Source organism: Paenibacillus sambharensis, assembly GCF_003233845.1.
Lineage (GTDB): Bacteria > Bacillota > Bacilli > Paenibacillales > Paenibacillaceae > Paenibacillus_I > Paenibacillus_I sambharensis.
Window position 1 is genome coordinate 95,661 of the sequence record NZ_QKRB01000043.1, and the last position, 14,209, is coordinate 109,869.

13 protein-coding genes are annotated in these 14,209 nt (G+C 53.0%); all 13 read left to right on the forward strand.

The window, feature by feature from the left end; genetic code table 11:
* Nucleotides 1-68: 68 nt before the first annotated feature.
* The 13 genes from DNH61_RS10280 (at nucleotide 69) to DNH61_RS10340 (ending at nucleotide 14,209) form a co-directional block, all read left to right on the forward strand.
* Complete coding sequence (locus tag DNH61_RS10280; protein WP_111146577.1) at nucleotides 69-1,037, forward strand: phosphate ABC transporter substrate-binding protein; 969 nt, start codon at nucleotides 69-71, stop codon at nucleotides 1,035-1,037.
* 70 nt (nucleotides 1,038-1,107) lie between these two features.
* Complete coding sequence (gene pstC, locus DNH61_RS10285) at nucleotides 1,108-2,010, forward strand: phosphate ABC transporter permease subunit PstC (protein WP_111146578.1); 903 nt, start codon at nucleotides 1,108-1,110, stop codon at nucleotides 2,008-2,010.
* Nucleotides 2,007-2,894, forward strand: a complete 888-nt coding sequence (gene pstA / locus DNH61_RS10290) for a phosphate ABC transporter permease PstA (RefSeq protein WP_111146579.1) — start codon at nucleotides 2,007-2,009, stop codon at nucleotides 2,892-2,894. The genes pstC and pstA overlap by 4 nt, the downstream gene beginning before the upstream one ends.
* Before the next feature lie 13 nt (nucleotides 2,895-2,907).
* Nucleotides 2,908-3,666 (forward strand): phosphate ABC transporter ATP-binding protein PstB, encoded by a 759-nt coding sequence (gene pstB / locus DNH61_RS10295; protein WP_111146580.1) that lies wholly within the window; start codon nucleotides 2,908-2,910, stop codon nucleotides 3,664-3,666.
* 140 nt (nucleotides 3,667-3,806) lie between these two features.
* On the forward strand, nucleotides 3,807-4,562 hold the full coding sequence (gene pstB / locus DNH61_RS10300) for a phosphate ABC transporter ATP-binding protein PstB (RefSeq protein ID WP_111146581.1): 756 nt from the start codon (nucleotides 3,807-3,809) through the stop codon (nucleotides 4,560-4,562).
* Nucleotides 4,563-4,590: 28 nt separating this feature from the next.
* On the forward strand, nucleotides 4,591-5,250 hold the full coding sequence (gene phoU, locus DNH61_RS10305; RefSeq protein WP_111146582.1) for a phosphate signaling complex protein PhoU: 660 nt from the start codon (nucleotides 4,591-4,593) through the stop codon (nucleotides 5,248-5,250).
* 209 nt (nucleotides 5,251-5,459) lie between these two features.
* Nucleotides 5,460-6,923: a GGDEF domain-containing protein gene (locus DNH61_RS10310; RefSeq protein ID WP_181438645.1), complete on the forward strand. Its 1,464-nt coding sequence runs from the start codon at nucleotides 5,460-5,462 to the stop codon at nucleotides 6,921-6,923.
* Nucleotides 6,916-8,142 carry an EAL domain-containing protein gene (locus DNH61_RS10315; RefSeq protein WP_111146584.1) on the forward strand — a complete coding sequence of 409 codons (1,227 nt, stop codon included), beginning with the start codon at nucleotides 6,916-6,918 and terminating at the stop codon, nucleotides 8,140-8,142. The genes DNH61_RS10310 and DNH61_RS10315 overlap by 8 nt, the downstream gene beginning before the upstream one ends.
* 191 nt (nucleotides 8,143-8,333) lie before the next feature.
* Entirely contained in the window at nucleotides 8,334-11,003 is a 2,670-nt protein-coding gene (gene polA, locus DNH61_RS10320) for a DNA polymerase I (protein WP_111146585.1), read from the forward strand.
* Nucleotides 11,004-11,069: 66 nt separating this feature from the next.
* Nucleotides 11,070-12,020: a DNA-formamidopyrimidine glycosylase gene (gene mutM, locus DNH61_RS10325; protein ID WP_111146586.1), complete on the forward strand. Its 951-nt coding sequence runs from the start codon at nucleotides 11,070-11,072 to the stop codon at nucleotides 12,018-12,020.
* A 221-nt stretch (nucleotides 12,021-12,241) separates the two neighbouring features.
* Nucleotides 12,242-13,036 (forward strand): MntP/YtaF family protein, encoded by a 795-nt coding sequence (locus DNH61_RS10330; protein ID WP_111146762.1) that lies wholly within the window; start codon nucleotides 12,242-12,244, stop codon nucleotides 13,034-13,036.
* Nucleotides 13,037-13,046: 10 nt separating this feature from the next.
* Nucleotides 13,047-13,646 (forward strand): dephospho-CoA kinase, encoded by a 600-nt coding sequence (gene coaE, locus DNH61_RS10335; protein ID WP_111146587.1) that lies wholly within the window; start codon nucleotides 13,047-13,049, stop codon nucleotides 13,644-13,646.
* Nucleotides 13,643-14,209, forward strand: a complete 567-nt coding sequence (locus tag DNH61_RS10340) for a lytic transglycosylase domain-containing protein (RefSeq protein WP_111146588.1) — start codon at nucleotides 13,643-13,645, stop codon at nucleotides 14,207-14,209. The genes coaE and DNH61_RS10340 overlap by 4 nt, the downstream gene beginning before the upstream one ends.

The following is a 14,209-nucleotide window of genomic DNA, read 5'->3' on the forward strand; positions in this document are numbered from 1 at the left end:
TGACAAGCTTCTACAATAAACATTGTAAACACACACAAAAAGGGATAAGGAAGGGGAAACACTTAAAAATGAAGAAGTCTTTGATGTTCGTGATGTCTATTGTATTGGTATTCACGCTTGCTGCATGCGGAGGCAACAATGGCGGCACTGCAGGAGGAAATAATAGCACGAATGGTACGAACGAGGGAGCAGGCACAAACACAAACACTGGTGCCGGTAATGAAGGAACGGACGCAGCTGCTGATCTGAGCGGCTCTTACCTGGCAACCGGATCTTCCGCGCTTCAGCCGCTGGTTGACCAAGCTGCCCAAATGTTCATGGAGAAGAACAGTGGTGTAACGATCCAAGTTCAAGGCGGCGGCAGCGGTACTGGCCTTGCACAGGTTTCCGAAGGACAAGCTAACATCGGTAACTCCGACGTATTCGCGGAAGAGAAGCTGGATGCTGACAAAGCAGCAGAGCTGAAGGATCATCAGGTAGCAGTCGTGGCAATGGCAGCAGTAGTTAACCCGGAAGTAACGGTTGATAACCTGACAAAGCAGCAGCTGGTTGACATCTTTACTGGAACTATCACGAACTGGAGCGAGGTTGGCGGTGCGGATCAGAAGATCGTTATCGTAAACCGTCCGGCAAGCTCCGGTACTCGCGCAACCTTCGAGAAATATGCGCTGGGTACAAAGGCAGAAGACCTGCAGGGTATGATTCAGGAAGATTCCTCAGGTACAGTTAAGAAGCTGGTTGGCGAAACACCGGGTGCTATTGGTTACCTTGCTCTGTCCTACCTTGATGACACTGTGAAAACAGTGAAGTATGAAGGTGTGGAAGCAACAGAAGAGAATGTTGCGAACGGTACTTATCCAGTATGGGCTTACGAGCACATGTACACGAAAGGCGAGCCTGACGCAGCTCTCCAAGCATTTCTTGACTACATGGTAAGTGACGAGGTTCAAAACGGTGTCGTTGTGGAACTCGGCTACATTCCAGTAAGCAAAATGCAGATCACTCGTGACATCGATGGTAACGTAACGAATAAATAAGCTCGATCATTTACGATCTACAAGAGGCGGACTCTATCCGCCTCTTGTTGGGCGTCTAAAGGAGAGGTATATGGCTCGGTCAGTCGAAAGAGAGAAGAGAAGTAAACATCTGGTGGAAGAATGGGTAGGCCGTGTATACACGCTGATCTGCGTTGGGCTCCTTGTACTAACGATCTTCTCTATGGTTTACTTCGTGGCATCCAAAGGTCTGAGTACATTTTTTAGAGATGGTGTAAACCCCATCGATCTGTTCACTGGTGTGAAATGGGCTCCTGAGAGCGAGCCGCCATTGTTTGGCGCACTGCCTTTCATTGTTGGCTCGTTCAGTACATCCATCCTTGCGGCCCTTATCGCGGCTCCGCTTGGTTTTTGCGCTGCAGTATTCATCGTTGAGCTTATGCCCAAATTCGGCAGGAAGGTGCTGCAGCCGGTTATTGAGCTGCTCGCAGGTATCCCCTCCGTCGTATACGGCTTTGTCGGTCTTAGTGTGATCGTCCCTTTCTTCCGGGATATATTCCCGGGACAAGGCCTTGGCCTGGCCGCAGGCGGCGTGGTGCTCTCCATCATGATCCTGCCGACGATCACGACAATTGCAACTGATGCGCTTGCAGCTCTTCCTTCAGGACTTAAGGAGGGCTCCTATGCGCTTGGGTCTACCCGCTGGCAGACCATATACAGAATCGTGCTTCCTACGACCCTTCCAGCCCTGCTGACAGGAATTGTTCTGGGAATCGCGAGGGCGTTCGGCGAGGCGCTCGCCGTACAGATGGTCATCGGTAACGCGCCTCATATCCCCAGATCCTTGTTTGAGTCGGCCTCGACGCTGACCAGTGCGATCACGCTAAGCATGGGGAATACCATTATGGGCACAGCACATAATAACGCGCTGTGGACGCTTGCGCTTATTTTGCTGACCATGACCTTCGTGTTCGTATTTATTGTCCGGTGGTTGGAAAGGAGATCGAAGGTATGAAGCCAAGAACAGTCGATAAAATTGCAACAGGAATCATCATGGCCGTGGCCGGCTTCATAATCCTTCTGCTGGCAGGTTTCTTATCCTATATTATTATCAGAGGCTTTGGCCATATCAGCTTCGACTTCCTGACCTCTCCTCCGCAGACATTCCGCGAGGGCGGCGGTATCGGACCGCAGCTGTTCAACTCGTTGTTCCTGCTGGTATTGACCATGATTATTACAATCCCCCTTGGTCTAGGTGCAGGTATTTATATGAGTGAATATGCCAAGCCAGGCCGGTTGACGGACTTTATCCGTCTTACGGTTGAGGTGTTATCATCCTTCCCGTCGATAGTAGTAGGCTTGTTCGGCCTGCTCGTATTTGTTAATGTATTTGAATTTGGCTTTTCGCTGTTTTCGGGTGCGCTTGCCTTGACGGTGTTCAATTTGCCGCTTATGGTAAGAATCACAGAGCAGGGCCTCAGAAGTGTGCCGCGTGAACAGAAGGAAGCGAGTCTTGCCCTCGGTATTTCCAAATGGAAGACGATCACCTCCGTCATGCTGCCAATGGCCGTTCCGGTTATCCTCACGGGTACCATATTGGCTTCGGGCCGTGTATTTGGTGAAGCGGCTGCGCTGCTGTTCACAGCTGGCATGAGCTCGCCGCGTCTTGATTTTACCAACTGGAATCCGCTCGACCCGACTTCACCGCTTAATCCGTTCCGGCCCGCCGAGACACTTGCTGTCCATATCTGGAAAATCAATTCGGAGGGAGTTGCTCCCGATGCCAGAGAAATTGCTGCCGGAGCATCTGCCGTTCTCGTTATGACGGTGCTGTCTTTCAACCTGATTGCAAGATGGCTTGGCCGAATGGTTTACCGCAAATTCACATCATCCAGGTAGTGGGAGGAACAACATGCAGGACGTTGGGCTTAAAGCCAAAAATTTAAGTGTCTTTTATGGGGAAAAACAAGCAGTCAAAGATATTTCCCTCGATTTCAATGCCCGGCAGGTGACCGCTCTAATCGGTCCGTCAGGATGCGGCAAATCGACGTTCCTCCGAAGCCTGAACCGGATGAACGATCTGATACCCGGCGCGAAAATTACGGGTGAGGTTTGGATTGGCGACCAGAACATTCTGAGCCCGCGTACAGATGTGGTGCTGCTGAGACAGAAGATTGGAATGGTATGGCAGCGGCCTAACCCCTTTCATAAATCGATCTACGAGAACATTGCCTTCGGCCCCCGTTATCACGGTATCCGTGATAAGAAGAAGCTGGACGAGATCGTCGAGCAATCCCTGCGCAAGGCGGCGTTATGGGAGGAAACCAAGGACCGGCTGCATAAATCGGCGCTTGCTCTCTCGGGCGGCCAGCAGCAGCGCCTCTGTATCGCACGCTCAATTGCGGTCAGGCCGGACATCATCCTGATGGACGAACCAGCTTCAGCACTGGATCCGGTCTCGACAGCGAAGATCGAGGAATTGATCGCAGAGCTTAAGCAGGAGTACTGTATTATTATTGTGACGCATAATATGCATCAGGCAGCAAGGGTCTCCGACCGTACCGCTTTCTTCCTGATGGGCGAATTGGTTGAGTTCGATCAGACAGACAAGATGTTCACTAACCCGGCGAATCAGCAGACGAGTGATTACATATCGGGCCGCTTTGGGTAAAAGGAACTATATTTTTACAATGAATTAATCAAATCCTGTCTTTGAGCAGACAATCGCCTGATATACTCAATAGCGCTGAATGGTCGTTTCCCTTTTGCGGGAAGCGATCTATATGAATTGAAGCCGGAGGAGAAGCGTGAATGCAGGTACTAATCGACATTAAAAACCTAGATTTGTTTTACGGTGAATTTCAAGCCTTGAAGAAGGTATCCATGAGTATTCCAGAGAAAGCCATTACAGCGTTCATTGGACCGTCGGGCTGCGGGAAGTCAACCCTGCTCAGGACGCTGAACCGGATGAACGATATGATACCGGGTACAAGGATTGAAGGCTCGATCAGAGTCGGGGACACGGATATTTACGGCTCGGATGTGGATGTGGAAACCCTGCGCAAGAAGGTAGGCATGGTATTCCAGCAGCCTAATCCGTTCCCAAAATCCATCTACGATAATGTAGCCTACGGACCCAGGCTGCATGGTGTTACCAAGAAGCATGAATTGGATGAAATTGTGGAGAAGAGCCTGCGTTCCGCAGCGCTGTGGGATGAGGTTAAGGATCATCTGAAGCGTTCGGCCCTCAGTATTTCAGGCGGCCAGCAGCAGCGTCTCTGTATCGCCCGGGCGCTTGCTGTCAACCCGGATGTGCTCTTGATGGATGAGGCAACCTCCGCCCTTGACCCGATTTCAACACTTAAGATCGAAGAACTTGCACAAGAGTTGAAAGACCGTTATACAATCGTGATGGTGACACATAATATGCATCAGGCAGCTCGTGTCTCCAATCAGACAGTGTTTTTCCTTAATGGTGAAGTGATTGAATACGCGGATACCGAGAAGCTCTTCTCTAATCCGACTGATCAGCGCACCGAAGACTACATCAGCGGCCGTTTTGGCTAACAGCGGAAGTGAAGGGGGCTATGCAGTTATGACAAGAAGAACGGAATTTGATCAACAGCTTGATGCCATGCAGCAGCTGCTGATCCAGATGGGGACGCAGGTAGAACAAGCAATTGCCAATTCAATGCGTGCCCTGCAGGATGTGGATGTGGTTTTGGCCAAATCGATCGTACGTGACGATGCGGAAGTAAACCAGATGGAAGAGCGGATAACGGAGATGGGCACCATGCTGATCGCTACTCAACAGCCGGTAGCCAAAGATCTGCGCCGCATCCTGGTTGCCTTTAAAATCTCCAATGACCTCGAACGGATGGCAGACCTTGCTGTTGATATCGCCAAGGTTGTACTGCGTCTGGAAGGCGAGGATTTAATAAAGCCGCTCATCGATCTTCCTCGGATGGCCGAAATCGTGCAGGTTATGACCTATGAATCGATCCAGTCCTTCATTAACGAGAATGTGGACTTGGCCTACAAGATGGCTAAGGATGACGATACGGTTGATGCTCTTTACAGCCAGATTCTGAGGGAGCTCTTCTCTCTGATGGTTGAGAACCCGAAGACTGCCAGCCAGGGAATGCTTCTGAGCTTTGTTGGCCGTTACATTGAGCGAATCGGTGATTATGCGACGAACATCGGGGAAAATGTTGTCTACCTCGTAACCGGCAAACGTCCGGACCTTAACGTGTAGCAGCATCATCAGCAATCAAGAAATCGATATAAGAGCCGTTGGCCGCTGTGCCAGCGGCTCTTCCTGTACAAAAGACCCAGAAAACAGGTCTAAATTCCCGTCCCTTTTTACACTGCTTTAATATTTACATAATTCGTATTTCACACTTGACTGGTAAAATATTCGTATATTATAGTCGTATGTTGACAATATCCGCGAGGAGATCGACAGTGGGCGAAATCGGATTTGGTTTATTAGACCGGGAAATGGTTCGAAGGATTACAGAGAGATGGCATCAAGGCGGAGTAGGTGTCCTATATGTACAGCTGCAGGATGCAACGGAGACCATTGTGCATTCACTTGGAGACTGGGCCCAGGAAGAGAAGCGTATCTTCTGGCACTGCCGGATGAACCGGGAATATTTCTTCTTCTTGAACCGTAAGCTTGGGGGAGAACGGCTGGAGGACCTGCTGAATAGTACAGCCCAAGAACTGCGCAAACGGATTGGTTGTGATGATAGTGATCGCTCTGTGAGCAGCCTCTACATTGGCATAAGCAAGATTGTCCCCACCCACACGGGCCGTTCCGCTGAGACACTTATCTATAACGCAGTCAAGGAAGCTTGGGGTGAAGCCCGCTCGATGAGCGGACAGACGGATTCAATTGCTGCTCCCTGGCGTGATGGCATGAGCCTGAAGGGGCCTGGTGTTGAATACTATGCTTCTCAGATCGGTGAACTGGCCACGCTTATTCCTGTCCTCCCCCTGCATACGAGAGTTGCGGATGCAGCGCGTCTGTTTGAGAATGATCCCACAGTACTGGGTGCTGTTGTAGTAGATGGCACACGGCCTGTCGGTCTGATCATGAAAGAAAAGCTGCATCAGCTGCTGGCAGGACAATTCGGGCTGCCGCTCTACTGGAACCGGTCCGTGGAGAAGGTGATGGATGCCGATCCGCTGATCGTAGAATACAGCATGCCGGTAGAGCAGGTGTCAACGCTGGCTATGAGCAGACACTTTACGAAGCTGTACGATGTGGTGACGATTACGAGAAACGGAGAGATGGCCGGAGCGGCAACAATCCGTTCGATACTGGAGTACATCACCAAGCTGCGCACGGAAGCTGCAATGACAGCGAACCCCATAACCGGACTGCCGGGAGGGCAGCGGATTCAGCAGGAGATCACGCGCCGGATAGAAGCGGGTAAGCCCTTTTCCGTGATATACGCAGATCTGGATTATTTCAAGTGGTTTAATGACTGCTTCGGATTTCGCAAAGGGGACGAGCTGATCCGCTATACGGCTGATTCCCTGCAGCAGGTTGTGGCCCTTCTGGGCTCGCCCGGCGACTTCATTGGTCATATCGGCGGTGATGACTACATTATGGTTACAGAGACAGAGGACCCTGAGGCGCTCTGCAGTCATCTAATCTGGCGATTTGACGGAGGAGTGCAGGCGTTCTATGGGGGGAAGGAAGTGTCGTGTGTAGTGGACCGGAGCGGTAACAGCATTGAATGCGACGGAGTTACCTTGTCACTCTCTGTTATGCAGTGGGACGGCAGTCTGCCGGTAACGCCAGAAACGTTCTCTGAGCTGTCGGCACGTCTGAAGAAGCAGGCCAAACGTACCAGGGGCAGTGTATATGTAATGGAAAAAATAAGCGATAACAGCATGGAGTTGAACGGGCATGTATAAACCATTTCGGGAAGCGGCGGGAAGTCAGGAAGCGGAATCGCATGAAGGACTGGTCGGGGTTATTTATTTTGGTTTGAAGACAGGTGAGGAGGATCAGGCGCCTGTATACAGCATACAGGCGATCCCCGGGTGGAGGCGATTCGCAGAAGCGGCGCTTAAGAATCTTCCCAGGCAGGATGTTATCATCCAGGCTGTCAGATGGATCGGGGATGACTTGTTTGTCCTGCTGCGGAGACCGGGCCATCATGAAGATGGCTTCTGGGAGTGGCTGCTCGAGCTGTCTCGCACAATTCGTTTGGAATGGGCTGAGGGCTGGAGAGCAGAATGCAGAAGCTCACTGGCTTACAAGGAGCCGGCCGCGCTTCACGCCGGGATTTCCGCTTACCGTGCTTCTCGAGATACAGAAGAGGATCTTCAGCTCCGCTATAACAGCATGAAGCGTGCATTAATCCACGGTCAGCATCCGATGGCCATCGAGCAGAGTTTGCGGAAGCTGGCATTGAAGAACATCCTCGGACAGGATGGGCTTTACCCGGTTTATCAGCCCATTATCTCGGTTCAGGATGGAAGCTGCTTCGGCTACGAGGCTCTTACAAGGCTGGTTGACAAAAGCTGGTTTGACGGACCGCTTCCGCTGTTCAAGTTTGCGGGAGAAGAGGGGGCGGTGTACACCCTCGACACACTGGCCAGAGAGAAGGCCATTCAAGGCTTCAGGGCCCCCGGTGAACAGAAGATCTTCATCAACCTGACGGCTCATATTATGGACGATCCCAGGTTTACAGCCGGCCAGACGCTGCAGCTGCTCAGCTGCAGAGGCCTTTCGCCTTCCAATGTCGTATTCGAGATTACAGAGCGGACATCGATCGAGGATTTTGAAGCGGCGAAGAAAGTGCTCTCCCATTATCGCAGCCAGGGGTATCAAATCGCCATTGACGACGTGGGTGCCGGGTATTCCTCGCTGCAATCCATTGTTGAACTGCGTCCGGATTATATCAAGATTGACCGTTCGCTCGTCCAGAATATACACCAGGACGAGATGAAGGAACAAATCATGAGTACGTTTGTGGAGTTCTCGGGCAGGATGGGAATCTCGGTTGTGGCCGAGGGGATCGAGCAGCAGGAAGAGCTGGACAAGGTAAAAGAAATGGGAGTCGGTTATGCGCAGGGTTATTTGCTTGGCCGCCCCCAGTCGTTTGCTGAGGATCCTGCCACCGCCTGAACTACATTCCTTTCAATAATTCAGCAGCAGGGCTGCTGCCGGAATCTGGACGCTGCAGGTCCAACCGGCGGCAGCCTTTTTGGCGCGCAGGTGATGGGCAACAAAGGTCGAAAGGATGCGTATCAGCCGGTTCGCAGCCCGTCCGCGTTGTATGGTATGATAAGGGAAGATGATCAAGGTGAGGTGCCAGGATGGAAAAATGGATGCTTATCGACGGAAACAGCATTGCGAACAGGGCTTTTTACGCGATGCCGCCGCTTACCAATTCCGCGGGTTTACATACGAATGCCGTTTATGGATTTACGACGATGCTGTTGCGGTTGATTGAGGAAGAAAAGCCGACTCATATACTCGTTGCCTTCGATGCGGGGAAGATCACGTTCCGCCACGAGGGTTACGAGGATTATAAGGGTGGACGGGCCAAGACACCGCCTGAGCTGTCCGAACAGTTCCCGGTTCTTAAGGATCTGCTCCAGGCTTTTGGCATCGCGCAGTTCGAGCTGTCGGGCTATGAGGCGGACGATATTATCGGGACGCTTACCCGCATGGCGGATGAATCGGGCCGGGAGACGCTTGTCGTGACCGGGGACAAGGATATGCTGCAGCTTGCCTCCGAGCACGTGACAGTCGCTATTACCCGTAAAGGGATCAGTGAGGTGGACCGGTTCACGCCCGAAGCCATCGGAGAGAAATATGGCCTGACGCCTGCCCAGATTGTGGATCTGAAAGGCCTGATGGGAGATGCTTCCGACAACATTCCGGGCATTCCGGGTGTCGGTGAGAAGACAGCGCTGAAGATGCTGCACGAGTTTGGCTCAGTTGAAGAGGTGCTGGCCAATACGGACAAGCTGAAGGGCAAGATGAAGGAAAAGGTAGAGACGCACAAGGAAGACGCGGTCATGAGCAAGAAGCTGGCCACAATTTTCCGTGAGGTTCCGCTTGAGAGCGGCGAAGATGAGATGGCTTACAAGGGCTACGACAAATCCATCTTGTCCGGGGCATTCCGCAAGCTGGAATTCAAGTCGCTGCTTGAACGGCTTGATTTGACGGGAGAAGCGGGCGGGGAGTCAGAAGACGGCGGAGCTGCGGCACAGTCAGCTGAGCTGGATATTGTCCTGCTCACAGAAGGCGATATGAGCCAGCTGAAGGATGAAGAGCTTGCTTCAATCGAGAGTATCTATGTGGAGGCAGCAGGAGAAAATCCGCATCATGCCGAGGTTCTCGGAATTGCTCTTGCGGCAGAAGGCAAGGTCTACGTCGTTCCCTATGATGTTATGGTCTCGGAAGCGGCCGCCAAGCTGAAGGGATGGCTCGCCGATGCGGAAGTGAACAAGCGGGGCTACGACCTGCATAAGGCGGCGCTTGCCTTGTCATGGAAGGGGATTACACTCTCTGGCGCCACCTTTGATGTGCTGCTTGCGGCTTATCTGCTTGATCCGACGGACAGCGGCCAATCGCTGAATGCCCTTGCGCTCCGGTACGGGCTTCCTGCCGTTCCGGCGGATGAAGAGGTATACGGCAAGGGTGCCAAATTCAAGGTGCCGCCGCTTGACCAGCTGGCCCTGCATCTGTCGCGCAAGGCGGATTCAGTGCGCCGGATCGCCAGACACCAGGAGCAGGAGCTGGAGAAGAACGGGATGAACCGGCTCTATTATGAGCTTGAGCAGCCGCTGTCCGATGTGCTGTGCGGTATGGAAAAACAGGGTATTACCGTTAACGCCGGTGAACTTGAGGCGCTGGGAAGTGAGCTCAGCACCCAGATCGCACGCTTGATGGAAGCGATTTACGCGCATGCCGGTGACACATTCAATATTAATTCTCCGAAGCAGCTCGGCGAAGTGCTCTTCGATAAGCTTGGCCTGCCGGTAATGAAGAAGACGAAGACCGGCTATTCAACCGATGCCGATGTGCTGGAGAAGCTGGAGCCCTACCATGAAATCGTTCGGCTTATTCTCGATTACCGCCAGCTTGCGAAGCTGCAATCGACCTATGTGGAAGGTCTGCTGAAGGAAATCCGCAAGGAGACCGGCAAGGTGCATACCTATTACCGCCAGACCATTGCCGCAACCGGACGCCTCAGCAGCCAGTTTCCGAATCTGCAGAATATTCCGATCCGGCTGGAGGAAGGCCGCAAGATCCGCAAGGCCTTCGTCCCGTCCGAGCCAGGCTGGTATATTCTGGCCGCTGACTACTCGCAGATCGAACTCCGGGTGCTTGCCCATATTTCGGGAGACGAAGGGCTGAAGGAAGCCTTCCTCACGGATATGGACATTCATACCAAGACAGCGATGGACGTCTTCGGCGTGCCAGCCGATGCCGTTGATGGCAATATGCGCAGGCAGGCCAAGGCGGTTAATTTTGGCATTGTTTATGGAATCAGCGATTTCGGTCTGTCCCAGAACTTAAACATTACCCGTAAGGAAGCGGCTGCTTTCATTGAGCAATATTTTGCTGCCTTCAAGGGCGTGCGCAAGTATATGGATGATATTGTGATGAAAGCTCGTCAGGACGGTTATGTTACCACGCTGCTGGAACGCCGCCGTTACCTGCCCGAGATTAAGGCCTCGAACTTTAACCTGCGCTCCTTCGCCGAGCGGACGGCCATGAACACGCCAATCCAGGGTACCGCAGCGGATATCATCAAGCTGGCAATGGTCAAGATGGACCAGACGCTGAGAGAGCGCGGGCTGAAGAGCCGGATGCTGCTGCAGGTGCATGACGAACTTGTCTTCGAGGTGCCGGAGGATGAGCTGGAGCTGATGAAGACGCTGGTTCCGGAAGTGATGGAATCGGCGCTTGAGCTCGACGTGCCGCTGAAGGCAGATGTCAACTATGGCGTCAATTGGTATGAGGCGAAATAATGTCTCTTTTGGCTTAAGGAAGCGGGAGAGACGGGTTTCCGGTATAATAGTCTTGAGGTGATTAGAATGCCGGAATTGCCGGAGGTAGAGACGGTCCGAAGGACCTTGACTGAATTAGTTGCTGGACGAACCATTGAACGGGTGACAGTTACGCTGCCCCGAATTATACAGCGCCCGGCGGAGCCGGAGCAGTTTGCAGACATGCTCGCAGGCCGCAGAATCGAGACGGTGGAACGCCGGGGCAAATTTTTGCGGATTGTACTGGATGAGCTTGTGCTTGTCTCCCATCTGCGGATGGAGGGTCGGTATGGGTTGTACCGGACGGATGAGCCGGTGGAGAAGCATACGCATGTCATTTTTCATTTTACAGATGGAACAGAGCTGCGGTATAAGGATGTCCGGCAATTTGGTACGATGCACATCTTTTTGCCGGGTGAGGAATTCATGTGTCCCCCGCTGAATAAACTGGGTATTGAACCGCTGGACGAGCTGTTCACACCCGAGTCGCTGCGTTGCACGCTTGGCCGCCGGACGACGAAGATCAAGCCGCTGCTGCTTAACCAGCAGTATATTGTGGGTCTTGGCAATATCTATGTCGATGAAGCCTTGTTTGCGGCAGGGATTCATCCGGAGCGGACAGCGGACACCCTCAAGAAGGACGAGTGGAGCCGTCTGCATGCGGCCATTGTGGAAACGCTTGGACGGGCTGTTGAAGCAGGCGGCTCATCGATTAAATCCTATGTTAACGGGCAGGGTGAGGTGGGGCTGTTCCAATACAGCCTGCAGGTGTACGGGCGTGAAGAAGAGCCCTGCCGGCGCTGTGGTTCCGTGATCAGCAAGAGCGTGGTTGGCGGGCGAGGCACACATGTCTGTATCAAGTGTCAGCCGCTGGGCAGATCGCGCAGGGCTGCTGCCGGAAAGCTTTCGGACGGTGTTCTGCCAGCACCGGGGTCAGGGAAAGGCCGGAAGGGCAAGCAGGCTGCCAACCCGGTTATGAAGCATTTTGGAAACCCGTGAATAGCTGATTGTCTGAAGGCTTAGCGATAGGCTTAGCGATAATGGAATGTCGTGAGCCGTTCTGCATCGGGCATAAGTCCGATTCACCACGTTCCACTCCCCGCATATGATGTTACCAAACATGTGGGCTTAGGCGCACAGCTTATCCGTTCCGGTGGAACCGGCGCTGCTGCAGCGACGGATGAGCTTATAGCGCCAGTCCCGGGGAGGGACATCAGTTGCTGTTGCATTTGCTATCGCTGCTGCTGTTGGCGCTGGCTGTCAGCCTGGACGGCTTCGGGGTTGGGATTACTTACGGGCTGAGGCAGATACGAATTCCCGTATTCTCGGTTGCGATTATCGTGATATGCTCGGGTCTTGTCATCTGGGTCTCCATGCTGGCAGGGGGCTGGTTGACAGCGCTGCTGTCACCTGCATTTGCCAATTATATGGGGGCAGGCATCTTGATTGCTATCGGGGGCTGGGCACTATTCCAGTTTTGGCGGCAGCACTTAATGGGAGCGTCAGATGAACAAGACTCGGAAGTGCCGGCCGCGCTTGGAGGAATGCCTCTGCATCCGGCGGAAAGGGCTGATGCATTGGCAGTCGAGCTGCCGGCTGCCGCTGCGTCGATGAAGGCGGAGAGTGACCGGGAAGCCATGCATAAGACTGGAGCAGGGGAACAGGTGTCGGCGGTCACGCTGATCAAGATCGAAATCAAGCGCTGGGGACTGGTTATTCAGATATTGCGTGCTCCTCAGGCGGCTGATATGGACCGTTCAGGCACGATTTCATCTTACGAAGCCGTCCTGCTCGGTGCAGCATTATCGCTGGATGCGTTTGGTGCGGGTCTCGGAGCTGCGATGCTGGGCTTCTCGCCGCTGTTAACTTCCATCCTGATCGCTTTCGCAAGCGGACTGTTCCTGCTGCTGGGTTTGCATGTAGGCTTTCGCCTTGCTCATTGGGACAGGATCCGTACACTTGCGGTTATGCCGGGATTGATTTTGATTGTACTGGGTATTACTAGACTGTTATGAGGTGAAGGCAATGAAGATCGGGTTGACCGGCGGAATCGCCTGCGGCAAAAGCACGGTTGCGGCCATGCTGAGGCAGCGGGGCGCTATGCTTGTCGATGCGGACCAGGTCGCCAGGGAGATCGTTCTCCCTGGTGAGCCTGCGCTCTCAAGGGTGACCGCTGTGTTTGGACAAGCCGTCATAAATCCGGATGGGACGTTGAACAGGGCCAAGTTAGGGGGAATTGTCTTTGCGGACAAGGACAAGCTGCGACAGCTTGAAGGGATCCTGCATCCTGCTATCCGGGAACGGATGTGGGCCGTTATTAACGCAGCGGAGCAGGAGGACCCCGGGAGATTAATCGCAGCGGATATTCCCTTGCTGTATGAGACCGGACAGCAGGATCTGTACGACGGTATTCTCGTCGTCTATATACCGAGAGAGCTGCAGCTGAAGCGCCTGCAGGATCGGAATCCGGATTTGTCGGAAGAGCAGGCGAAGCAGCGTATAGATTCACAGATGGACATTGACAGGAAGAGGGAGCTTGCAGACTGGGTTATTGACAATAGCGGAACACTGGACCAAACCGAGCAGCAGGTCGATGCGCTCTGGACGAAATGGGGGCTGCGATGAGCTGGCTCCTGAAGAAGCGTGTCATGCTGATCCTCTTCATTGGCCTGCTGGTTCTGCTGTTCGTTAACTCAAGCTGGATGGGAAGAATGCTCTACCCGATTTATTATAAGAGCGACATTACTGCCAGTGCTGAAAATTATGGCGTTGACCCTTACCTGGTTGCGGCAATCATACGAGCAGAATCCAATTATAAGACAGGCAAGGAATCGAAGAAGGGTGCGCTTGGCATTATGCAGATCATGCCGGATACCGCCAAATGGATTGTAGAGAAGGCAGAGTTCACAGAGGTTTCAATGGAAGAGCTGCGCGACAGGGCAGATGTCGGAATTGAACTGGGAACCTGGTACCTGCACTCTCTCCATGAACAGTTTGAGAACAATCCTATAGCGGTTGTTGCAGCTTATAATGCAGGACCCGGCAATGTGCGAAGCTGGCTGCGTGACGGGATATGGGATGGAACCCGCGAATCCAGCAGCCAGATCCCTTTTGGCGAAACAAGACACTATGTACAGAAGGTTATTTATTACTATAATAAGTACAAGGAGCTTTATCCCGTGATGTAG